This window comes from Humibacillus sp. DSM 29435, from assembly GCF_001758225.1.
Lineage (GTDB): Bacteria > Actinomycetota > Actinomycetes > Actinomycetales > Dermatophilaceae > DSM-29435.
Window position 1 is genome coordinate 107,700 of sequence record NZ_MAST01000023.1, and the last position, 21,837, is coordinate 129,536.

The window sequence follows — 21,837 nt, forward strand, 5'->3', positions numbered from 1 at the left end:
GCTCACCAGCCGCTGTCGGAGCGCTTTCCGAGGCCGCGCACCTGCCGCAGAGCGGGGCGCACATCGGCCAGGTAGACCGCCGCCGCCACGAAACCGAGGAGCCCGAAGAGGTTGAGGGGGTTCTGCACCGTGACGATCCCGAGCAGCAGGCCGACGCCGGTGAGGATCAGCCAGAAGGTGCGCGTTCGCTTGCTGGCCGCCAGGTAGGCGCCCTCGGGGTGGCGCAGGGCGTCGACGAAGGCGAACAGCTCACAGGCGAGGGCGGCCACGCCGAGAGCCGTGAGCACAAGGCCCTGGAAGCCGTAGAAGAGCTGCATGTCCTCAGGATAACCCGTGGTGCGGCCGGCTCAGGCGTCGACGACGAGAGTCACGGGGCCGTCGTTCGTCGAGGTCACGGCCATCATGGCGCCGAACCGGCCGGTCGCCACCTCGATCCCCCGATGCCGCAGTGCAGAGACGAGATCCGCGATGAGCGGCTCGGCCACCGGGCCCGGCGCTGCCGCACTCCACGACGGTCGCCGACCCTTCTGCGTGTCACCGAGCAGGGTGAACTGGCTCACGACGAGCACCGGCGCACCCAGGTCGCTCACACTCTTCTCGTCACGCAGGATCCGCAGCTCGGTGATCTTTCGAGCCATCCGTTCCACCTGAGCGGCGCCGTCGTCGTGGGCCACCCCGACCAGGGCCAAGAGCCCCGGCCGGGTGATCTCCCCGACGACGACGCCGTCGACCTCGACCCGGGCCCAGGTCACTCGTTGCAGCACCGCTCTCACGCCGGGCGCCGGCTCACACGCCGACGGCGACGACCGAGCCGACCGGCTCACCGTGGCCCAGCACCGGGTGGTTCTCCAGTGCGGCCAGCGCGGCCGGCCCGCTCACTCCGATGCGCCGCAGCACCGCGGCGAGCAGCACCGGCGCTGCCCTGGTCGAGCCGTCGACGATCTTGACGGCGACTCCGCGCCCGTCGGGGAGACCCATCGCGTACACGGCCTCCGCACCGTCTTTGGCGATGGCGCCCTCGACCCCGCGGATGAGGGCGGTGACATCGCGACGGGTGCCGCCGACGAACTCCGGATGGCGCCGCATGGCGGAGGCGACCTTGGCCTCGGGACCGGTGACCGCAGCGGCCAGCCGACCGAAGGCACGGGCCAGACCGGCAAGGGGCACGGCGTGGATCGGGGCGCCGCATCCGTCGACCGAGATCGCGGTCGGCGCGGCGCCGGTGAGGTCGGTGACCGTTTCGATGACGCCCACCTGCAGCGGGTGGTCGACGTTGCGGTAGCCGGCCAGGTCCCAGTCGTTGGCGACGCAGGTCGCGAGCATCGAGGCGTGCTTGCCCGAGCAGTTCTGGGCGATGGCCTGTTTGGGGAGCCCGCCGGCGATCCAGGCGATCCGGGCCGTCTCGTCGTAGGGAAAATCGGGTGTGTTCTGCAGATCGGTCTCGCTCAGGCCCGCGCCGGAAAGGATCTCGCGCGCGGCCGTGACGTGGAAGTCCTCACCCGAGTGGCTCGCGCACGCGAGGGCCAGAAGGGCACCGTTCGTGGCGAGACCGTGCCGCACCATGGCGAGCGCCTGAAGGGGCTTGCTCGACGACCGAGGGAAGACGGGGCCCGAGGAGTCACCGATCTCGAGCAGCACGGCGCCGTCAGGGCCGGTGACGACCGCACTCCCGCGGTGCACCGACTCGACGAACCCGCCTCGCACGACGTGCGCCACGATCGGGGCGTCCGTCAGGGTGGCGGAGAGCGCTGGGCTGGGCAGGGAGAGGTCGGACACGCCCCGCAGTATGCCGCAGCACGGCCTGCCGACCTGGCTCAGGGCCGACACCTGGTGTGGTGTCGGCCCTGAGCCGGTGGTGGTACTGGCTGGGGTCAGCTGGCCGAGGTGGCCTTCTTGGCCGTCTTCTTGGCCGGGGTCACGGCCTTCTTGGTCGTGGTCGCGGCCTTCTTCGCCGGCGCGGTGGCCGTGGTGGTCGCCTTCTTGGCGGTGGCCCGGGCCCGCTTGACGGGAGCCTTCTCGGAGGCCGGCGTGTCGGTCGACTTCGCTGCCGAGGTGCGCGCCGCGACCTTACGGGTCGTGGTCGCCTCGGTCTGGTTCGCCTTGCGGGTGGCGGCCGCCTTCTGGCCGGCGGTCTTGCGCAGGGCGTCGCGGTGCACGGCGGTGCGCTTGGCCGGCACGGGCGCCGAGGCCGCGTCGACGGCGTCGGCCGACTTCTCGACCTGGGCGCCGATCTGGTCTGCGTCGTCAGACACCGTTTCGGCGATGTTCTTGACGATCTTCTCGCCCTCGCCCACGGCGGTCTTGACCACGCGACGGCCACGCTTGACGGCAGCGGTCGACTTCTCGTCGAGGTCGTACGCGGCGCGCTCGCCCTGACCGCGAAGGTCGGTCACGACCTTCGCACCGCGGGCAGCGGCGGCGTCGTACTGGTCCTTGGCGTTCGCTGCCGCGACGAGGCCCTGGTTCAGCACCTGGGCGGGAACCTCCTGGGCCTGCTCGACAAAGCGGTCGGCGTACTTTGCCGCGATCTTCTGCAGCTCGGTGGTCTTGGCCTGCACCTCGGCGATGCGCTTGCGCAGGTCCTTCTGCAGGTCGTCGGCTTCCTTCTTGGCGCCCTTGCGCAGGTCGGTGGTGCGGGCCTGCGACCCAGCGGCTTCGAGCTGCTCGCCGGCGTGCTTCAGGGTGTCGACGGCGATGTTCGCCGCGCCGACGATCGCGTAGAACGGCGTCGGGTCGACCTTGACCTCGGGCAGCTTGCCGTCGAGCTGGTCGCGCACCTCGGCGACGGTGGCCTCGGCCTGCTTCTGTGCGGTCTTGATGGCCTTGCTGAGCTTCTGGTTGAGAGCCATGTCAGGTCTCCTTCTGCGTCTTCACGCTCTTCGTCGGGCGCGTGGCCCGGCTGGTGGTGGTTCTGGTCTGTGGTTTGTTCTCTGTGGTGGCGGCGCCACTCGCCACGAACGACTGGTAGATGTCGACGAGCACTGCGCGCTGGCGGTCGGTGAGCACCGGGTCGCCGGCGATGGCGCTGAGCACGTCACGCCCCGCGCTGGGCTCGTGGTCGGCGACCCGCTCGTCGAGGATGCCGGCCCGCACGTAGAGCGACTCGGCCGAGACCTGCAGCCCCTTGGCGATCTGTTGCAGGATCTCGGCGCTCGGCCGCTTCAGGCCTCGCTCGATCTGCGACAGATAGGGGTTGGAGACCCCTGCCACGTCGGCCAGCTGACGAAGCGACATCTGGGCGTTCTCGCGCTGCTCGCGCAGGTACGACCCGAGGTCGGGAATCGGAAGCTTGCTCACGACTCCAGTATGCTTGCCAGAGCAAGCAGAATGCAAACTGGGGACAGCGTGACCTCCCCCACACTCCCCCGCGAACGACTCGTTCGAGGTCGAACGCGTTGGTGCACAGACTCGTTCGCCCACCAACCCGTCGTTCGAGGCCGGATGCCGCTCAGCCGGGGAGCGCCCGGCTTCAGCGGGTGCGGCGGTCCTTGACGGCCAGCAGCGCCCGGGCGTCGGTCGTCGACATCGGCGGTCGCTGCATCAGGGTCGCGAGATGCGCTGCGCGAGAGACCAGCTCGTGGTTGTGTCGCACCGGTTGACCCTTGGCGAACATGAGGTTGTCTTCCATGCCGACGCGCAGATGCCCGCCCGCCGCCAGCGCAGCCGCCGCGATCGGCAGGGGCGCTCGACCGATGCCGGTGGCCGACCAGCTCGTCACCTCCGCAGGAAGCAGGGCGAGCGCGGCATACAGCGCCTGCGGGCTACCGGGCATGGCCCCGGGCACGCCGGTGACGAAGTCGACGTGCACCTTTCCGCCGAACGGGAGCCCGCACTCGTCGATGAGCCGTCGCACCGCGTGCACATGTCCGAGCTCGAAGAGCTCGAACTCCGGCCCCACCTCCCGCTGCGGGGCCCGCCGGTACAGCTCGACCATGAAAACCCAGGGGTTGAGGAACACCCCGTCGCCGAAGTTGGTCGTGCCGCAGGTCAACGAACACGAGTCGGGGTCGGCGTCGAGCACGGTCAGCCGCTGCTCGAGCGGATCGGTCACGGCGCCACCCGTCGAGAGCTGCACGATGAGGTCGGTCGCCTCACGCACCCCGGCCACCGCCTCACGCAGCAGGCCGGCATCCAGGGTGGGCTGGGCGTGACGGTCGCGAACGTGGATGTGGATGAGGGCGGCGCCGGCCGCCTCGCACGCCACAGCCGTCTCGACCAGCTCGTCCGGTGTCGTCGGCAGCGCCGGGCAGTCCGCCTTCGCGGTCTCGGCGCCGGTCGGCGCGACGGTGATCAGGGTGCTCGCGACGGTGGCTGCAGGGCTCATGGCGCACATCCTGCCAGCGGTGCCGCGCGCAGCACCCCAACACCCGACTCAGATCCAGGTCGAACGACGGGTTCGTGAGCGAGCGCCGTGGTGTACCGGCGCGTTCGACCTCGAACGAGTCGTTCGCGGGTGGAAGGCCGGGGGGGAAGCGGGGGGAAGGGGGGGTTACTCAGGGGGCGACGATGACGGTCTGCGCGGCGCTCAGGTCGTCGATCAGCAGCTCCAGGCCCGGGTCGGTGTTGCGTTTGATGAGCGCCAGGGCGATGGGCCCGTCGACGTGGTGACGGCCCACCGAGGTCACGTGCCCGATCGTCTTCTCACCGGACAGCACGGCCGAACCTGCGGCGGGAAGGATATGGCCCGACCCGTCGAGGTGCAGGAACACCAGCCGACGAGGTGGGCGACCGAGGTTGTGCACCCGGGCCACCGTCTCCTGGCCGCGGTAGCAGCCCTTGTGCAGGTGCACGGCCGTGCGCAGCCAGTCGACCTCGTGCACGATCGTGCGATGGTCGGTCTCGCGGCCGAGCCGCGGGCGCCAGGCAGCGATCCGCAACGCCTCGGCGGCCCAGAGGCCCGCCAGTGGCCGGTCACCCGCGGCCGCCAGGAGGTCGGGGCGCGGCACGATGACCTCACGCCACCGGCGCTCGGTTCCGGGGTGGTCGTCGACCGGGCCGTAGGCGGCCGTGTCTCCGACCAGATCGGGCCAGGGGTCGCGCCAGGCCAGCGGCTCGCCGTCGACCGACTCGGACCCGTGCGGCTCGCCCAGCACGGCCCAGTCGTCGGTCACGTCGGTGACCTCGACACGCAGCATGAACCGCATCCGGTCGAGCCAGGCGATCAGGGCCGCGCCGGCACCGGGCTCCGTCGTGATCCACGTCGTCTCGCCGTCGTCGACCAGGTGCAGCGAGTGCTCGACATGCCCCTTCGGCGAGAGGATCAACGCCTCGCGAGACTCACGCGGAGCCAGCCCGAGCAGGGCCTGAGTGGTCAGGGAGTGCAACCAGGTGAGCCGGTCGGGCCCGGTGACCGTGATCACCTCGCGGTGCGAGAGGTCGACGACGCCGAGCCCCTCCTCGAGCACCCGCTGCTCACGCATGGGGTCGCCGTAGTGCAGGGCCACGACCGACTCGAGCCCGTCACCCGCCACGGCGCCGTCGTGACGGAGCAGTGGGCTGCGCGGCACGCGGGGCGTGACGACCTCGCTGGTGGTCGGGTCGTCAGTAACGGGGGCTGGCACGGCATCACTCACTGTTTCGCTCACTCTCGTGCAACGGCCCCGACGGAGTCGTCATTCCTACCGCCTGCGCAGGCATCTCAGCCGACCCGGGTCAGCCGGGCCGAGAGGTGGCTCTGCAGCTCTTGGCCGACGGCCGCCATGTCCATGGCCCAGTACAGCTGTGAGTCGACGAGGCCGTACATGCGCGTGGCGGCGTTGTACTCCTTGGCGCCGGGCGAGCGCAGCACCCCGTCGGTCTTCAGCTGGATGCGGGCCGGCTCGATCTTGCCGTAGTAGAGCTCGAGGATGCCGGTCGGGTGCACGAGCAGCAGCTCAACCTCGCCGTTCTCGAGCGGACGCCAGAAGCCCGACTCGACCGCCGCGTTGCGCACCTTCTCGCCGGTCGACGCGTCGAGGATCCAGGCTCGGCTCTCCCACTTGAGAAAGCCGCGACCGTCGTGGGTGACCTCGATCTCCTGACCGAACTGCTTCTCCTCGATCGTGGGGTAGCCGACGACCCCGACCCCCTCCCAGCGGCCGATGAGCCAGGCGAGCGGGCGCAGCGGCTCGGGGATGTCGACATCGAGGGAGAACATGCCGCAGATCGTAGCCTGAGCCCATGGACACTCCCGCTCGCTCGCTCGTCGTCAAGCTCACCTGCGGTACCGAGGCGCCCGAGCGGCTGTCGCAGGCGTTCACCGTCGCGGCCACCGCAGTGGCCAGTGGGGTGTCGGTATCGCTCTGGTTGACCGGTGAGGCCGCGTGGCTTGCGACGCCCGGCCGAGCTGAGACGTTCGAGCTGCCGGATGCCGCCGCGCTGACCGAGCTGCGCGACGCCGTGCTCGAGGGTGGCCGGCTGACCGTGTGCACCCAGTGCGCTGCGCGACGAGGGCTGACTGGCGGCGACCTCATCGACGGGGCTCAGATCCGGGGGTCGGCGGCCTTCGTGGAGGAGGTCATGGCGCCCGGCGCCCAAGCGCTCGTCTACTAGGCGCGGTCGCACGGATGCCGCCGGCCGAGGTTCGTCTGACATCGTGCGCCTGACACCTCTGGCACGGGGGAAGTGCCGGACGCACACGCTGTCGAGCGTCTGACACCTCCCTCGCTTCAGCAGTGCCAGACGCGCGACACCCCGCCTCTGACCAGCCAGTGATCTGCGCGTCAGACGGGCGAGGTGGTCGCCGGCTGCGGTCGGCCCGGCACCAGCCGGTAGCCGACGTTGCGCACGGTGCCGATGAGCGCCTCGTGGTCGGGCCCGAGCTTGGCGCGGAGCCGACGCACGTGCACGTCGACGGTTCGGGTGCCCCCGTAGTAGTCGTAGCCCCAGACCTCCTGCAGCAGCTGGGCGCGGGTGAACACGCGTCCGGGATGCTGGGCGAGGTACTTGATGAGCTCGAACTCCTTGTAGGTCAGGTCGAGGGGCGTGCCGCGCAGCCGGGCCGAGTAGCTGGCCTCGTCGATGACCAGCTCGCCCGAGGTGATCGGCAGGTCGAGGTCGGCGTCGGCGTCCTGGTCTCTGGTGATGGCCAGGCGCAGTCGGGCGTCGACCTCGGCCGGCCCCGCTGAGTCGAGCAGCACGTCGTCGAGACCCCATTCAGCGGTCAGCCCGGCCAGCCCACCCTCGGTGAGCACGGCCAGCAACGGCGTGCGGATGCCGGTCGTTCGCAGCACCCGGCACAGGGATCGAGCGCTGGCGAGCTCTCGACGGGCATCGACGAGCACGACATCGCAGTCGGGTGCGTCGATCAGAGCCGTGGCCTCGGCAGGGAGGATGCGCACTGTGTGCGTGAGCAGCCCGAGCGCAGGCAGAACCTCGGCGCTCGGCGCGAGCGCGTTGGTCAGCAGCAGCAGTCGGGCCATCTCCTGCAGGATAGGGGAGACTGGTCGCGCGCGACGGACGCGCCCGGGATGAGACGTAGCCGTGAGAAGCGGCGATGAGATGCGGCGATGAGACGGAGTCTGATGAGCGAGGTCGGCGAGATCACCGTTCGGTACTGGGCGGCTGCCCGAGCCGCAACGGGGGTCGACGCCGAGCAGGTGCGGGGCACGACGGTGGGCGCCGTGGTCGATGCAGCCGTGGCCCGCCACCCAGACCTGTCGAGGGTGGCCCGCGTCGCGACGCTGCTGCTCGACGGGCGGGCCGTCAGCCGTGACGCTCCGGTGCTCGTCGGCGCCACGCTGGAGGTGCTCCCTCCCTTCGCTGGCGGATGAGGCACGATGACGACCGTGCCTGACGCCGCTCCGCCCGCCGGCTCGCAACGCCCGCCTCGCTCGGCCGCATCCGGCCCGTCCGCCGAGGTTGCTCGACTGCGGCTCGGCACGGTGACCACGACCGTGGTCGGCGCGGGCGCGCTGATGGCCGCCGGAGCGGCTGGTCAAGGGGCACTGCTGGCCGTCACCCTGGTGCTCGCTCTGGTGCTGGCCTGGAGCTGGCCGTCGATCAGCGGCACCGTCACTCCGCAGTCGACGTCGGTGGTTCTCGCGCTGTCCTGTTTCGCCATCGTGCTCAGTGCCCTGCGTGACGACCTGCGCTGGGTGGCTGCGTCGGCCGCCTTCGGGATCGTCCTGTCGTTCTTCGCCCAGCTGCGCCGCACCTCCGGGCGAGAGGGGCTGGTGCTGTCGTTGCTGTCGGCGTTCGGCGGTCTCGTGCTGATCGCCTCGGGCACCACCGCAGTCGTCGCCGGCGGCAGCGACCGGGGCCGCACCGTCGTCGTGGTGGCGATGGCAGCTGTCGTGGCCGCCATCGTCGCCGACCTCTTCGTCGGCACTGTGAAAAACGCGGCTCTGCTCGGAGCCATCGCCGTGCTGCTGGGTGCTGTGGCCGCCGTCGCCGTCGGCCTGGGCCTGCACGGGGCCGGAACCATCACGGCTGCGCTCGTCGGCGCTGCCGCCGGCGCCGTCTCCTGGGCACTGCGCCGGGTGTTGGCCCCCCATCCCGGTCTGGGGGCCGTGCGGGGCCAGGTGGGCGCAGGGGTGGCGTCGCTGCTCGCGGTCGGCGCCGTCATCCACCTCGCCACCGTCATCTCCTGAACGAAAGTGGCCACTCGACTGGAGGCGGGGAGCTGCCCAGGTCGAGTGGCCACTTTCGTACCTACGCGCGGATGCCGCTGGGCGCTGGCCCAGCGGCATCCGCGCGTCTCATCGGTGGTGCAGACGGCGTCTGCTCACTGCAGGGTGATGCGGTCGAGCGCGCCCGGGGTGTAGGGCGAGACGCTCTCGAGGTAGTTCGCGAAGGCGTCGATGTCGAGCCCGCCGAAGAACTTGTTCGTGCCCGTGGCGAAGGCGGCGAAGCCGTCACCACCGTCGGACAGGAAGTTGTTCGTCGAGATGCGGTAGGTGGCGGCCTTGTCGACCGGGGTGCCGTTGATGGCCACCGAGCCCTCGACGACTCCGGGGGTTCCAGTCTTGGTGTACGTGTAGCTGAAGCCCTTGCTCACCGCGAGGATCTTGCTCGACGCCGCGTTGAGACCGGTGACCTGCTGGTTCAGCACGTCATAGATCTGCTGACCGGTGAGGTCCATCGACACGAGGTAGTTGTTGAACGGCTGCACCGTGAACGCCTCCTCGAAGGTCACGTCGCCCGGCTGTTCGGTGGGGTACTTCTGGGCGTTGTAGACCAGGTCGGCCCGCACCCCGCCGGGGTTCATGAAGGCCACGACCGGCACCTTGCCGCCTGTGGTCGTCGACGGGTCGGCGAGCTGGGCGTCGGCGATGAGGTCACCGAGCGGTGACTCTCCGGCGGCGTTCTGAGCCTTGACGACGTCGGTGGTGATCTGGCCCAGCACCCGTGAGGCGATGGCCTCGACGAGCGTCTTGTACTTGGTGATCAGGGCCGTCTGGGCGGCGTCTTTCGGCACGATTCGCGTCACCGGCAGGTTCGTCGCGTCAACCGACGTGCGCACGATGTCACCGCGCCGGGTGTCGTACTGCAGGTTCGTCTCGGTGTAGAGCCGCCCGAACGACGACGCCGAGGTGACCAGTCGCGGCTTGCCCGCCGGGTCGGGGATGTTGCACACGTACGGCTGGTGCGTGTGGCCCGAGATCACCATGTCGATCGCGGGGCTCAGCTTCTGCGCGATCGGGATGATTGGCGAGCTGGCGTCGAGGGTTCCGCCACCCCCGCACGTGTAGTAGTACGGCGTGCCCGACGGCGGGATGCCGCCCTGGTGGATGAGCACGACGATCGCGTTGACGCCCTTGCGCTTCAGCTCGGGCACGAGCTTGTTGGCCGTGGCCACCTCGTCGTTGAACTGCAGGCCGGCGACGCCGGAGGCGGTGACGATGTTGGGGGTGTCCTTGAGGGTCATGCCGATGAAGCCGATCTTGACCCCGTTGCCGAAGTACTTGATCGAGTAGGACGGCAGAATCGTCTTGCCGGTCTTCTTCACCACGACGTTGGCGGCCAGGTACTTGAAGTCGGCGCCGCCGAACACGCCGTCGGGGCAGGAGTTCTGGTTGTTGGCGCCGTCTCCGTCGTCGATGCAGCCGCCCTTCTGCAGCCGCTGCAGCTCTTTGTAGCCCTCGTCGAACTCGTGGTTGCCGACCGAGGTGATGTCGAGCCCGAGCTTGTTCATCGACTCGACCGTCGGCTCGTCGTGGAAGGCGGCCGACAGCAGCGGGGAGGCCCCGACGATGTCGCCCGCCGCGACCGTGACCGTGTTGCGGTGGCCCTTGCGCGCCTGGGCGAGGTGCGTCGCGAGGTACTCCACGCCCCCGACATCGGTCGTGTCGGTGGCCAGCGGACCGGTCTGGATGCGGCCGCTCGAGCCGCCCGGCGGCTCGAGGTTTCCGTGGAAGTCGTTGAACGACAGAATCTGCACGTCGACGTTGCGAGGCGAGTGGCCGTGGTTGCCATAGCCGTTCGACGAGCTGCTGTCGCTGCTCTGGGTGGGCGAGGCGAGCGCCGGGGCCGCGAGCGCGACCGCGCAGGCTCCCACGACGGCGGCGCCGGCGATTCGGCGGTTTCTTCGGGACATGTCATTTTCCCCTTGATCACGTGGGTTGCGAGAGGGCGCCCCCGAGCGCCTGCTGGGCAGGTTAGCGGCAGGCACCGACGAACGGGGGTCAAGCCAGGTGCCGTGATGAGATGGGCGCATGAACACCGTGCAGATCGTTCGTCGCGACGCCGACCACCCACTCACCGGCCCGGAGGTCGAGAACGTGGTCGCCCTGGTGTCCGCCGCCGCCGAGCACGACGGCGGGAGCGCCCTCTCGGAGCAGTTCCGACTGTCTCTGCGCGCGGGCGAGAGCGAGGGTGTGACCCACCTGCTCGCGGATGCCGCTGACGGCGCCCTGGTGGGCTACGCGCAGGTGCGCGACGGCTCGGCGGACGAACCCCCCTCGACCGAGCTCGTGGTCGCCCCCCGGTCGCGACGGGTCGGCATCGGCACGGCGCTGCTCGACGCGACGCCCGCTGGGGCGCGCGTCTGGAGCCACCTTCCCGGTGCCGCCGGCGACGGCGCGGCGGCCTTCGCCGCGGCTCGCGGGCTGCATCCGGTGCGTTCGCTGCACGTGATGGGCCGGAGCCTGGTCGAGGGCCCGGCCTGGCCGCCGGCCGCGGTGCCCGACGGGCTCGTGGTGCGCTGCTTCGAACCGGGTCGTGATGAGGACGCCTGGGTCGCGGTCAACGCCGCGGCGTTCGCTCACCACCCCGAGCAGGGGTCGCTCACCCGGGCCGACCTGGAGCAGCGCATGGGCCAGCCGTGGTTCGACCCGGCCGGCTTCATCCTGGTGTGCCCGCGCGACGCGCCCGACCAGATCGCCGCCTTCCACTGGACCAAGGTCGACCCGCCCGACGGCACGGTGGGCGAGGTGTACGTCGTGGGTGTCTCCCCTGACCGGCAGGGATCGGGCCTGGGCCGCTCGGTCACCGTGCTCGGGCTCGACCACCTGGCCGGACGGGGCCTCACCGATGTGGTGCTCTATGTCGACGAGGAGAACACGGCCGCCGTGCACACCTACACGCGGCTCGGGTTCACCGACCGGGAGGTGCACCGCCAGTTCGCGCGCTCCGAACCCGAGCTGCCGTAGGCCGCCGTCAGCAGCCGTCAGCAGTACAAGGCAGCCCTTCGCCGCACGGGGCAGCCGTGAGCAGGCCGGAACCGCCCCCGCACCGCCGGTGGGATGAGTTCACCCACGGGTTGCCAAAGGGTGCCACCATGGTGCGCATGAGCACCGGGAGCCTCGAGCGAGCCGACGTGTCCGACCTGAAGGAGGCACGCAGGGCGCGGCGTGGTGACGGCTCCGAACCCACGCCCGACGCCACCCTCGAGTCTGTGCCCGATACCGCCGGCGACTCCCGGCCGGACATGACGCCGGAGTCTTCCGACGCGGTCAGCTCGTTCACGAGCACCGTACCCACGCGGCGCATCCCGGCCCGCGCCCCCAACGGTCGTTTCGTGGGCGAGGGTACGGAGCGAGCGTCGGCTCGTGACGAGCTGCCGGCCGACCGCTACCTCGAGCGTGAGCTGTCGTGGCTGCAGTTCAACGAGCGGGTGCTGCAGCTGGCGATGGATCCCGCGGTGCCGCTGATCGAGCGCACCCGCTTCCTGGCGATCTTCGCCAACAACCTCGACGAGTACTTCATGGTGCGGGTCGCCGGCCTCAAGCGGCGCATCGCGACGGGGCTGGCGGTGCGCACCGCCGCCGGCCTAGAGCCTCGCGAGCTGCTCGAGCGGATCGCCCGGCTGGCCCATGAGCTGATGAACCAGCACGGGGCCGTGTTCCAGAACGAGGTGCGCCCCGCTCTGGAAGACCAGGGCATCAGCATCGTGCGGTGGGACGAGCTCGACGACGAGGAGCGCCAGCCGCTGCACGACTTCTTCGGCGACCGGGTCTTCCCGGTGCTCACCCCGCTCGCCGTCGACCCGGCCCACCCGTTCCCCTACATCTCGGGCCTGTCGCTCAACCTCGCGGTGCTGTTGCAGAACCCGAAGACGGGTACGGAGCACTTCGCCCGGGTCAAGGTGCCACCGAGTCTGCCCCGCTTCATCAAGGTCGAGGAGGACATTGACTCCGAGATCGAGCGCAAGCGCTTCGTGCCGCTCGAGGACGTCATCGCCAGCCACCTCGACCAGCTCTTCCCCGGCATGCTCGTGCAGGAGCACTTCTCCTTCCGGGTCACCCGAAACGAAGACCTCGAGGTCGAGGAGGACGACGCCGAGAACCTGCTCACGGCCCTTGAGAAGGAGCTGACCCGGCGCCGCTTCGGGCCGCCGATCCGGCTGGAGGTCGAAGAGCACATCGACCCCAAGGTGCTCGACATGTTGAGCCGCGAGCTGCAGATCAGCGAACGTGAGGTCTACCGCCTACCTACCCCGCTCGACCTGCGCGGCCTGTTCACCGTGGCCGACGTCGACCGCTCCGATCTGGAGTTCCCGAAGTTCTTCCCCCGCACGCACCCCGACTTCGCCCCCACCGAGAGCTCCAAGGCCATCAGCCTGCTCGACGCCGTGCGCCACAAGGACGTGCTGGTGCAGCACCCCTACAACTCCTTCTCGACCTCGGTCCAGGCGTTCATCGAGCAGGCGGCCGCCGACCCCAACGTGCTGGCCATCAAGCAGACCCTCTACCGCACCTCCGGCGACTCCCCCATCGTCGACTCCCTCATCGACGCGGCCGAGGCCGGCAAGCAGGTGCTCGCAGTCGTCGAGCTCAAGGCCCGGTTCGACGAGGTCAACAACATCAGCTGGGCGCGCAAGCTCGAGGAGGCCGGCGTGCACGTCGTGTACGGGGTGGTCGGGCTCAAGACCCACGCCAAGCTGTGCCTCGTGGTGCGTCAGGAGTCTGACGGGCTGGTGCGCTACTGCCACATCGGCACCGGCAACTACAACCCCAAGACGGCGCGCACCTACGAGGACTTCGGCCTCTTCACAACCGACCCGCAGGTCGGTGAAGACCTCTCGCGCCTGTTCAACCTGCTCTCCGGGTTCGCGCCGCGCAGCCGCTTCAAGCGGCTGCTCGTGGCCCCGAGAACGGTGCGCTCAGGCCTGATAGACCTCATCGACGATGAGATCGAGCTCGAACGCACCCGCGGCAAGAACGACCCGCGGGGGCGAATCGTCTTCAAGGCCAACTCCATCGTCGACGAGGCCCTGATCGACGCGCTCTACCGGGCCAGCATCGCCGGTGTGCAGGTCGACCTCTGGATCCGCGGCATCTGTGCGGTGCGTCCAGGCGTCAAGGGCCTCTCCGAGAACATCCGGGTGCGCTCGGTGCTCGGCCGCTTCCTCGAGCACTCTCGGGTGTTCTGGTTCGACCACGGCGGCGACCCGCAGGTCTACATCGGCAGCGCCGACATGATGCACCGCAACCTCGACCGCCGCGTCGAGGCAATGGTGCGCATCGCCGACGTCGGTCACCTCGCCGAGCTGGGCGACCTGCTCGACATGGGCTTCTCCGAGAACACCTCGCGCTGGGACCTCGGCGCCGACGGTCGCTGGGTGCGACACCACCAGAACGAGCAGGGTGAGCCGCTCGACGACCTGCAGGCCAAGCTCATCGAGCGTCACGACAAGCGCCGCCGCAAGGCACGACGCCGTTGAGCCGCGGGCGCTCCCCCATGCTGCTGCGCGTTCACCCATCCCGGATGCCGCTGTGCCCGCTGGGCCCGCTGTCGGGGCAGCGCAGCCGGTGAGCTCTGTGATCCCGGCCGCGGGAACCCTGCCGTGGCGTCGTCGCGACGGGCGGCTCGAGGTGGCCCTCGTGCACCGGCCGAAGTACGACGACTGGTCATGGGCCAAGGGAAAGCTCGACCCGGGCGAGCTCCCGTGCGTCGCCGCGGCCCGCGAGACAGCTGAGGAGACCGGGCTGACGGTGCGCCTGGGCCTGCCCCTCCCCTCGTCGGAGTACCCGATCCTCGACTCGGTCGGAGGCCCGGCGACGAAGTCGGTTCACTACTGGGCGGCCCACGTGACCGGCGGCTCCGGAACGCTGGAGCACGAGATCGACGAGGTGGCGTGGGTCGACGTGCGCACCGCGAACGACCGGCTCGACTACACCCGAGACCGTGAGCAGCTGTTGGCGCTCGTGCGGGCCGACCGCGAAGGCGACCTGGCCACCTGGCCACTCGTCGTCGTGCGTCACGCCAAGGCCCGTTCCCGGTCGCACTGGGGCCACGACGACCGGCTGCGCCCCCTCGATGCGGCTGGGCTCGCCCAGGCCCGCAGGATCGCGCCGGTGCTCGCTGCGTACGGCATCCGACGGGTCGTCACCTCGTCGGCGACGCGCTGCGTCTCGACGGTCGAGCCCTTCGCCGTCGCTGCCGGCATCCACCTCAAGCGCCGGGACTCGCTCACCGAGGAGGGCTTCGCCCACGACCCGGGTGCCGCCGTGGCGCAGCTCGACGACCTGCTGCGCCGGCACAAGCCTGCAGCGCTCTGCAGCCATGGCCCCGTGCTGCCCGACCTGCTCGACCACCTCAGCGCGCGCGTGTCGCCGCAGCACCATCGCGCTGCGTGGCTGACCGAAGAGCTGCGCACGGCCGCCGACTCCACGATGCGCAAGGGCGAGGCCCTCGTGTGCCACGTGCACGGCTCTGGCGAGACCGCCCGAGTGCTCGGCGTCGAACGCATCTACAGCTGAGCGGCCGACACCGCATCCTGAGTCAGCGGCCCTCCCCAACTCGACGTCACGCGTTCACCTGCGGTTAACCGGTCAGGGCGAACTGGTCACCCGGCGAACCTATCTTCGCCAGTGGATGCACCATTCCGGCAGCGTTGCTTCGGTGGGTCCGACATCGTCCCCCACCTGACCCCCCATCGAGAGGGAGCTTATCCGTGTCCGTTTCACGCACCACCGTTCTTGGGGCCCTGGCCCTGAGCGGAGCCCTGCTGCTCTCCGCCTGCGCGTCCGAGAACAACTCCCCCGCCCCGGCGGCGGGCGGCTCCGGCAGCTCCGGTAGCACCGGTAGCACCGACTGCTTCAGCGGCAACCTCAAGGCCGAAGGCTCGTCCGCCCAGAAGAACGCCATCGACGAGGCCATCTCGGTCTTCCAGACGAAGTGCGCCGACGCCACGATCGACTACAACCCGAGCGGATCAGGCTCGGGCATCAAGCAGTTCATCGCCAAGCAGGTCGACTTCGCCGGCTCCGACTCGGCCCTCAAGACCGTGGCCGTCGATGGCTTGGTCGAGGCCGACGACGCGGCGAAAGCCTGCGGCTCGCCGGCCTGGAACCTGCCCATGGTCACCGGCCCGATCGCCGTCGCCTACAACGTCGCCGGTGTCGACAAGCTCGTGCTCGACGCCGAGGTGACGGCCAAGATCTTCGACGGAAAGGTCACCACGTGGAACGACCCCGCCATCGCCAAGCTGAACGCCGGTGTGAAGCTGCCGTCCACGCCCATCAAGGTCTACTTCCGCTCCGACGACTCCGGCACGACCGAGAACTTCACCAAGTACCTCAAGGCTGCGGCCCCCGACGCCTGGAGCTATGAGACGGGCAAGAAGTGGACCGGCAAGGGTGAGGGCAAGGAGAAGTCGGCCGGTGTCGCCACCGCGGTGAAGGGCCAGGACGGCGGCATCACCTACGTCGAGCTCTCCTACGCCAAGCAGAACACCCTGAAGATGGCCGAGATCGACACCGGCTCGGGCCCCGTCGAGCTCAACGCGGAGTCGGTCGGCAAGACCGTGGCCACCGCGAAGCCCGTCGGCAGCGGCAACGACCTCGCGCTCAAGATCGACTACGCCACCAAGGAGGCCGGGGCCTACCCGATCATCCTGGTCACCTACGAGGTCGTCTGCTCGAAGTACTCCGACGCCGCGCAGGGCTCCAAGGTCAGGGCCTTCCTGACCACCTTCGCCTCCGACGCGGTGCAGGGCCAGCTGGAGGAGCTGGGCTACGCGCCGCTCCCGACCGAGGTCGCCACCAAGGTGCAGACCGCGGTCAAGGCGATCTCCTGATCGAAGGGAGGCCAGTGGTGTCCAGTGTGACCGGAGTACCCACCGTCAACGACGGCGAGGGGCCCGACGGCCAGCGCGTCCCGCAGGCTGACCGGGCCTCGACCGGGCGCCTCGGCGACCGTCTCTTCGGCGGCGCCGCCACGGCATCCGGAGTGATCGTGATCGCCATGGTCACCCTCATCGCCACCTTCCTGATCATCCAGGCCGTACCGGCCCTGATGAACAACCAGGAGAACTTCCTCACCTCCCGGGTGTGGTCGCCGGGGGGTGAGGAGCCCGGCTTCGGCATCCTCGAGTTTCTCTGGACCACGGTCGCGGCCGCGACCATCGCCATGCTGATCGCGGTGCCCTTCGGGGTCGCCGTCGCGCTCTTCCTGACCCAGTACGCGCCCGCCTGGATGCGCGGGCCCGCGGCGGCGCTCGTCGACCTGCTGGCCGCTGTGCCCTCCATCGTCTACGGCCTGTGGGGCCTGATCACCTTCGCCCCGTTCTTCAAGCCGTTCCAGGGCTGGCTCGAGAGCACCTTCGGGTGGTTCCCGCTGCTCGCCCAGACCGGCATCACCGGTGGCACGATCCTGTTCATCGGCATCGTGCTCTCGATCATGGTGGTGCCCATCGTCACGGCCCTGTCGCGAGAGATCTTCGGTCAGACGCCGCTGGCCCACAAGGAGGGCGCGCTCGCACTCGGCGCTACGCACTGGGAGATGATCCGCACCACGGTGCTGCCGTTCGGGCGCCCGGGCGTCATCTCCGCGGCGATGCTGGCCCTCGGCCGAGCGCTCGGGGAGACCCTCGCGGTCACGTTCCTGGTGTCCTCCCTGCCGAACGGGGCGGCGTGGACCTGGTCGCTCTTCAACGGCGGTGAGACCTTCGCCTCGAAGATCGCCAACAACGCCGCCGAGTTCAGCAGCCCCACCCGCACCGGGGCCTACATCGCAGCAGGGCTCGTGCTGTTCGTGCTCACCTTCGCGGTCAACAGCATCGCGAGAATCGTCATCGAACGCAGAAAGGCCTTCAGCGAATGAGCACCCTGACGCGCGAGGGGCGGGCGACGGGCGATCGTCGGCCCCGGCCGCAGCATGAGGACCAGCGCCGCGACCGGCGCCGCGACGACCAGGTTCCCGACGAGGGGGCGACTCCTCCCGGCCAGGGGCCCGACGCCGGGCCTCTGGCGGAGATGGGTAGCCCGCAACGCGGCCGAGCGGTCAAGGATGCCGTGGCCCGAGTGGTGATGTGGGGCGCGTTCGGCGTCGTCATGATCCCGCTCGTCTGGATCCTCTACACCGTGGTCAGTCGCGGGGTCCACCTGCTGCTGAGCTCGACCTGGTGGACGAACAACCAGCGCAACATCAACTCGGGAGACGTCGGCGGCGGGGCCCGGCACGCCATCGAGGGAACGCTGATGATGGCCGGGATCACGGCCGTCATCGCCGTGCCGATCGGCATCCTCACCGCCGTCTACCTCGTCGAGTACGGGCGGGGTGGGCTGGCCAGGGCGATCAGCTTCACGGTCGACATCCTCTCCGGCATCCCCTCCATCGTGGCGGCGCTGTTCATCTACGCGGTGTGGGTCACGACGTTCGGCATCGAGCGTTCCGGTTTCGCCGCGGCGCTCGCTCTCGTGCTGCTGATGATCCCCGTGGTCGTGCGCTCGACCGAGTCGATGCTGACCCTCGTGCCGAACGAGCTGCGTGAGGCGGCCTACGCCCTCGGAGTTCCCAAGTGGGTGACGGTCGTCAAGGTGGTGCTGCGCACGGCCTTCTCGGGCATCGTCACCGGCGTGCTGCTCGGCCTGGCCCGCATCATGGGTGAGACGGCGCCGCTGCTGATCCTCGCGCCGTACACGAAGAACTTCCAGCGCGACCTCTTCAGCGGCAACTTCCCCACCCTGCCGATGATGATCAACCAGGACCGCGGCGACATCGGCCTCGCGGCCGCCGCCGAGCGCATGTGGGGCGCCTCTCTGACCCTCATCCTGCTCGTGCTGCTGCTCAACCTCGTCGGCCGCATCATTGCCCGCGCCGGCTCCGTCAAGACGTAGGAAGCGAACTCACGTAACCATGGCAAAGCGAATCGATGTCACCGACCTCAACGTCTACTACAGCGCGTTCAAGGCGGTCGAGGGCGTCTCGATGACGGTCGAGCCGCGCTCGGTGACCGCCTTCATCGGGCCGTCGGGCTGCGGCAAGTCCACCTTTCTGCGCACCCTCAACCGGATGCACGAGGTGATCGCCGGCGGCCGCGTCGAGGGCAAGGTCATGCTCGACAACCAGGACCTCTACGCCCCCAATATGGATCCCGTTGCCGTGCGGCGCACCGTCGGAATGGTCTTCCAGCGCCCCAACCCCTTCCCGACGATGTCGATCTACGACAACGTGGCGGCCGGGCTGCGCCTCAACGGGGTGAAGAACAAGAAGTCCCTCGACGGCGTCGTCGAGACCTCGCTCAAGAGCGCCAACCTGTGGAACGAGGTCAAGGACCGGCTGGGCAAGCCGGGCGCCGGCCTCTCCGGTGGCCAACAGCAGCGGCTGTGCATCGCCCGGGCCATCGCCGTGCAACCTCAGGTGCTGCTCATGGACGAGCCGTGCTCGGCCCTCGACCCGATCTCGACCCTCGCCATCGAAGACCTCGTGAGCCAGCTGAAGAACGAGTTCACCATCGTCATCGTCACGCACAACATGCAGCAGGCGGCTCGGGTCTCTGACCGAACGGCCTTCTTCAACCTGCGCGCAACGGGCGAGCCCGGGCGGCTCGTCGAGATCGGTGACACCACGAAGATCTTCAACAACCCGACCCAACAGGCCACCGAGGACTACATCTCGGGCCGCTTCGGCTGAGCCCCACCAGAGCCGTCGAGGTCAGCGGAAGACGGCCGTGATGTACCAGGTGGCGACAGCGACGAGCCCGGCGCCGGGGAAGGTCAGGAACCAGGCCCCCACGATGTTGCCGGCCACGCTCCAGCGCACCGCGGACATGCGCTTGGTGGCACCGACGCCCATGATCGCCGAGGTGATCGTGTGCGTGGTGGAGATGGGGGCACCGAAGGCCAGACCGGCCACGTAGAGGATCGAGGCGGCAGTCGTCTCGGCCGCGAATCCCTGGGGCGGGGTCAGGTCGATGATGCGCCGGCCCAGCGTGCGCATGATGCGCCACCCGCCGGCGTAGGTGCCGAGCGAGATGACGATGGCCGAGAGCAACAGCACCCAGATCGGGATGTCGTTGCCGCTGTGGTGTCCGGCGATGTTGAGGGCGAGCACGACCACGCCGGCCGTCTTGGCGGCATCCTGCAGTCCGTGACCGAAGGCCATCGCGGCGGCGGAGGCCACCTGGGCGACCCGGAACCCGCGCGTGACCCGGCCGGGGTTGGAGTTGCGGAAGATCCAGAGGATCGCCGTCATCGCGAGGTAGCCGAGGATGATGCCCAGCACGGGCGAGACCACCATCGGGATGACGACCTTGGCCCAGATGACGCTCCACTGCACGCCGACCCCGGCCACGAGGGCGGCGCCGCCGAGGCCGCCGATGAGCGCGTGGGAGCTCGACGAGGGCAGGCCGAACCACCAGGTGATCAGGTTCCAGCCGGTCGCACCCACGAGCGCAGCCGCGACGAGCCAGAGCCCGTTCGGGCCGGTCGGCGTCTCGATGATGCCCGAGCCGATGGTGGCGGCCACCTTGGCGCCGAAGAACGCGCCCACAAGGTTGGCGACCGCCGCCATGCCCAGCGCGACGCGCGGTGTCAGTGCTCGGGTCGAGATCGACGTGGCGATCGCGTTGGCCGCGTCGTGGAAACCGTTCGTGTAGTTGAACCCCATCGCGAGCGTCACGACGAGGATGATCGGGACCAGGTCCATGGGTCGGTCAGGACTCCTTGACCGCGATGCCCTCGATCAGGTGGGCCACCTTCTCGAACGCGTCGGCGGCATCCTCGAAGCCGTCGATGATGTCTTTCACCTTGACGAGGTAGACGGCATCGGTCACGTTGTTGAACTGGTAGGCCACCATCTTGCGGTGCAGGTCGTCGGCCTGGTTCTCGAGACGGTTGATCTCGATCCAGTAGCTCGACAGGTCTTTGAGCGAGCGGAGCCTCGGCATCGCCTCGGCCGTGACCTCGGCCATCCGGGCGAGGATCTCGAACTGGTCGGCCAGACCGTCGGGCAGATCGCCGAGCCGGTAGAGCACGATCAGGTCGGCGGTCTCCTCGATGAGGTCCATGCAGTCGTCGAGGCTCGCGGCCAACCCGTGGATGTCCTCACGGTCGAACGGCGTGATGAACGAGCTGTTGACCTTCTTGATCAGCTCGTGCGTGGCGTCGTCGGCGTCGTGCTCGAGGTCACGCAGCCGGTCGGCGATGCCCTGACGGGCCGACGGCTCCACCTCGAGAAACTTGGTCAGCTCGCGCGTGGCTTCGACGAGCAAACCGGCCGAGGTGGCGAAGAGAGAGAAAAAACTGGTGTCCTGGGGTGTGAGGCGAAAACCCACTAGGTGCTCCGGTCGGTCGACGGCTGGTCCGGAGACGATGCTACGGGTAGGAGGTCGCAGACACGCAAACGCGCAGTAACCCGCCGTTCACCCGTTCGACGCGTTCCGGCTCCGGCCGGGTCGACGAACCCCGACCGAACGGCCAGCACCCCGCTTGGAGCCATCTCGCGGGCGGCGCGGGCGCTCGCTGCCTGAGCCAGGCCGAGGCACGGTCCGGTGGCCGGCTCGGGCCTCGGTCGGGCCCGATCCGCGCAGAACCAGCGGGTCACACCGCTGAGGGCTCGGCGTCGGCGGAAGGGAGGTCGGCTGCCGGCACGACGGCCGGGCCGTCTGTTGCCGCCGGGGCCACCCCGAGCAGCTCGTCGACCTCGTCGGGGGTGAAGTGCCGGGGGCTCGACGACGCGGCCACCACGAGGTCGCTGACGAGCTCGATCTCATCGCGCAGGGTCACGTCGAGCAGATCGCCCGATCGCTCGTCGTCGGTCGTCATGGGCTCAATCTAGTGGCGCCCGCCGCCCCCGTCGACGAAAGCGAAAAATGCGCTGAGCCATGGTCTCGCGCAGCCGCGGCAGGCATCATGGTGCGCATGTCGCACGACGCGCTCGACGCGCACGACGCGCACGACGCCCGCCTGACGGGATGGACACTCGTGCACCGCGGCAGCTTCGTGCACGGCGCGTGTGACCGCTGTGGCTTCGTCAGTCCGGCGCGCCGAGCCCGGTTCACCACCGGCTCGGACATGGCCGCCCACGCCCTCTCGTGCCCTGGTCGGGGAGCCGCGCCGAAGTAATGCGTCGGGCCGGGAGCGCCTCTCGGCACAGGGCCGCTCGAAGCGGCTGAATTTGGGACCCGGGGCTGCCACGACCCGACGCGAGACCAGAATAAGCCGTGAAACACGGTTCGACAAAGGGTTCGGC

Annotated in this window: 24 protein-coding genes; 11 read left to right on the forward strand and 13 right to left on the reverse strand. The window is 69.6% G+C overall.

The annotated features are described in order from the left end of the window. Positions 1–2: 2 nt before the first annotated feature. From BA895_RS14355 to BA895_RS14390, 8 genes are all read right to left on the reverse strand, one after another. Positions 3–317, reverse strand: coding sequence for a DUF2516 family protein (locus BA895_RS14355; RefSeq protein WP_070192576.1), 315 nt, complete (start codon positions 315–317; stop codon positions 3–5). Positions 318–347: 30 nt separating this feature from the next. Then, positions 348–773, reverse strand: a complete 426-nt coding sequence (dtd, locus tag BA895_RS14360; protein ID WP_070192577.1) for a D-aminoacyl-tRNA deacylase — start codon at positions 771–773, stop codon at positions 348–350. Between the two features lie 13 nt (positions 774–786). Next, positions 787–1,776 (reverse strand): asparaginase, encoded by a 990-nt coding sequence (locus BA895_RS14365; RefSeq protein WP_070192578.1) that lies wholly within the window; start codon positions 1,774–1,776, stop codon positions 787–789. Between the two features lie 95 nt (positions 1,777–1,871). Further along, positions 1,872–2,849, reverse strand: coding sequence for a hypothetical protein (locus tag BA895_RS14370; protein WP_070192579.1), 978 nt, complete (start codon positions 2,847–2,849; stop codon positions 1,872–1,874). 1 nt (position 2,850) lies between these two features. Next, positions 2,851–3,297, reverse strand: coding sequence for a helix-turn-helix domain-containing protein (locus BA895_RS14375; protein WP_070192580.1), 447 nt, complete (start codon positions 3,295–3,297; stop codon positions 2,851–2,853). 172 nt (positions 3,298–3,469) lie between these two features. Then, a complete protein-coding gene (locus tag BA895_RS14380; RefSeq protein ID WP_070192581.1) occupies positions 3,470–4,324 on the reverse strand; it encodes a 3-keto-5-aminohexanoate cleavage protein in 855 nt (284 codons plus the stop codon). Between the two features lie 169 nt (positions 4,325–4,493). Then, a complete protein-coding gene (locus BA895_RS14385) occupies positions 4,494–5,561 on the reverse strand; it encodes a folate-binding protein YgfZ (protein WP_083283389.1) in 1,068 nt (355 codons plus the stop codon). 77 nt (positions 5,562–5,638) lie between these two features. Continuing rightward, positions 5,639–6,136, reverse strand: a complete 498-nt coding sequence (locus tag BA895_RS14390) for an FABP family protein (protein ID WP_070192582.1) — start codon at positions 6,134–6,136, stop codon at positions 5,639–5,641. A 23-nt stretch (positions 6,137–6,159) separates the two neighbouring features. Between BA895_RS14390 and BA895_RS14395 the strand changes: the two genes are divergently transcribed. Continuing rightward, positions 6,160–6,531 carry a DsrE family protein gene (locus BA895_RS14395; protein ID WP_070192583.1) on the forward strand — a complete coding sequence of 124 codons (372 nt, stop codon included), beginning with the start codon at positions 6,160–6,162 and terminating at the stop codon, positions 6,529–6,531. 170 nt (positions 6,532–6,701) lie between these two features. On the opposite strand, the gene BA895_RS14400 is transcribed toward BA895_RS14395, so the two are convergent. Then, entirely contained in the window at positions 6,702–7,400 is a 699-nt protein-coding gene (locus BA895_RS14400; RefSeq protein WP_070192584.1) for a response regulator transcription factor, read from the reverse strand. Between the two features lie 87 nt (positions 7,401–7,487). On the opposite strand from BA895_RS14400, the gene BA895_RS14405 reads away from it, so the two are divergent. Both BA895_RS14405 and BA895_RS23580 read left to right on the forward strand, forming a co-directional pair. Next, on the forward strand, positions 7,488–7,751 hold the full coding sequence (locus tag BA895_RS14405; RefSeq protein WP_217493908.1) for a MoaD/ThiS family protein: 264 nt from the start codon (positions 7,488–7,490) through the stop codon (positions 7,749–7,751). Between the two features lie 6 nt (positions 7,752–7,757). Further along, a complete protein-coding gene (locus tag BA895_RS23580; protein WP_070192586.1) occupies positions 7,758–8,570 on the forward strand; it encodes a hypothetical protein in 813 nt (270 codons plus the stop codon). Positions 8,571–8,704: 134 nt separating this feature from the next. Here BA895_RS23580 and BA895_RS14415 read toward each other — a convergent pair whose 3' ends face one another. Then, positions 8,705–10,516, reverse strand: coding sequence for a bifunctional UDP-sugar hydrolase/5'-nucleotidase (locus BA895_RS14415; protein WP_070192587.1), 1,812 nt, complete (start codon positions 10,514–10,516; stop codon positions 8,705–8,707). Positions 10,517–10,634: 118 nt separating this feature from the next. Between BA895_RS14415 and mshD the strand changes: the two genes are divergently transcribed. The 7 genes from mshD to pstB all read left to right on the forward strand — a co-directional run bounded on the left by mshD (position 10,635) and on the right by pstB (position 19,278). Further along, positions 10,635–11,570, forward strand: coding sequence for a mycothiol synthase (mshD, locus tag BA895_RS14420; RefSeq protein WP_070192588.1), 936 nt, complete (start codon positions 10,635–10,637; stop codon positions 11,568–11,570). Between the two features lie 137 nt (positions 11,571–11,707). Further along, the gene (locus BA895_RS14425; RefSeq protein WP_083283390.1) at positions 11,708–14,083 is read left to right on the forward strand and encodes an RNA degradosome polyphosphate kinase; all 2,376 of its coding nucleotides are present in this window, start codon (positions 11,708–11,710) and stop codon (positions 14,081–14,083) included. A gap of 88 nt (positions 14,084–14,171) precedes the next feature. After that, positions 14,172–15,122: an NUDIX hydrolase gene (locus BA895_RS14430; protein WP_070192590.1), complete on the forward strand. Its 951-nt coding sequence runs from the start codon at positions 14,172–14,174 to the stop codon at positions 15,120–15,122. Positions 15,123–15,316: 194 nt separating this feature from the next. Then, the gene (gene pstS, locus BA895_RS14435) at positions 15,317–16,441 is read left to right on the forward strand and encodes a phosphate ABC transporter substrate-binding protein PstS (protein WP_070192591.1); all 1,125 of its coding nucleotides are present in this window, start codon (positions 15,317–15,319) and stop codon (positions 16,439–16,441) included. A 17-nt stretch (positions 16,442–16,458) separates the two neighbouring features. Beyond that, positions 16,459–17,466, forward strand: coding sequence for a phosphate ABC transporter permease subunit PstC (pstC, locus tag BA895_RS14440; protein ID WP_070192675.1), 1,008 nt, complete (start codon positions 16,459–16,461; stop codon positions 17,464–17,466). Beyond that, complete coding sequence (gene pstA / locus BA895_RS14445; RefSeq protein ID WP_083283372.1) at positions 17,463–18,482, forward strand: phosphate ABC transporter permease PstA; 1,020 nt, start codon at positions 17,463–17,465, stop codon at positions 18,480–18,482. The genes pstC and pstA overlap by 4 nt, the downstream gene beginning before the upstream one ends. Positions 18,483–18,501: 19 nt before the next feature. Then, positions 18,502–19,278, forward strand: a complete 777-nt coding sequence (gene pstB / locus BA895_RS14450; RefSeq protein WP_070192592.1) for a phosphate ABC transporter ATP-binding protein PstB — start codon at positions 18,502–18,504, stop codon at positions 19,276–19,278. A gap of 21 nt (positions 19,279–19,299) precedes the next feature. Here the strand turns inward: pstB and BA895_RS14455 are convergent, their stop codons facing one another. The 3 genes from BA895_RS14455 to BA895_RS14465 form a co-directional block, all read right to left on the reverse strand. Continuing rightward, positions 19,300–20,292: an inorganic phosphate transporter gene (locus BA895_RS14455; protein ID WP_070192593.1), complete on the reverse strand. Its 993-nt coding sequence runs from the start codon at positions 20,290–20,292 to the stop codon at positions 19,300–19,302. Positions 20,293–20,299: 7 nt separating this feature from the next. After that, entirely contained in the window at positions 20,300–20,920 is a 621-nt protein-coding gene (locus BA895_RS14460) for a DUF47 domain-containing protein (RefSeq protein WP_070192594.1), read from the reverse strand. A 265-nt stretch (positions 20,921–21,185) separates the two neighbouring features. Then, positions 21,186–21,410, reverse strand: coding sequence for a hypothetical protein (locus BA895_RS14465; protein WP_070192595.1), 225 nt, complete (start codon positions 21,408–21,410; stop codon positions 21,186–21,188). Between the two features lie 96 nt (positions 21,411–21,506). On the opposite strand from BA895_RS14465, the gene BA895_RS14470 reads away from it, so the two are divergent. Further along, positions 21,507–21,710 (forward strand): hypothetical protein, encoded by a 204-nt coding sequence (locus BA895_RS14470; RefSeq protein WP_139142667.1) that lies wholly within the window; start codon positions 21,507–21,509, stop codon positions 21,708–21,710. Positions 21,711–21,837 lie beyond the last annotated feature (127 nt).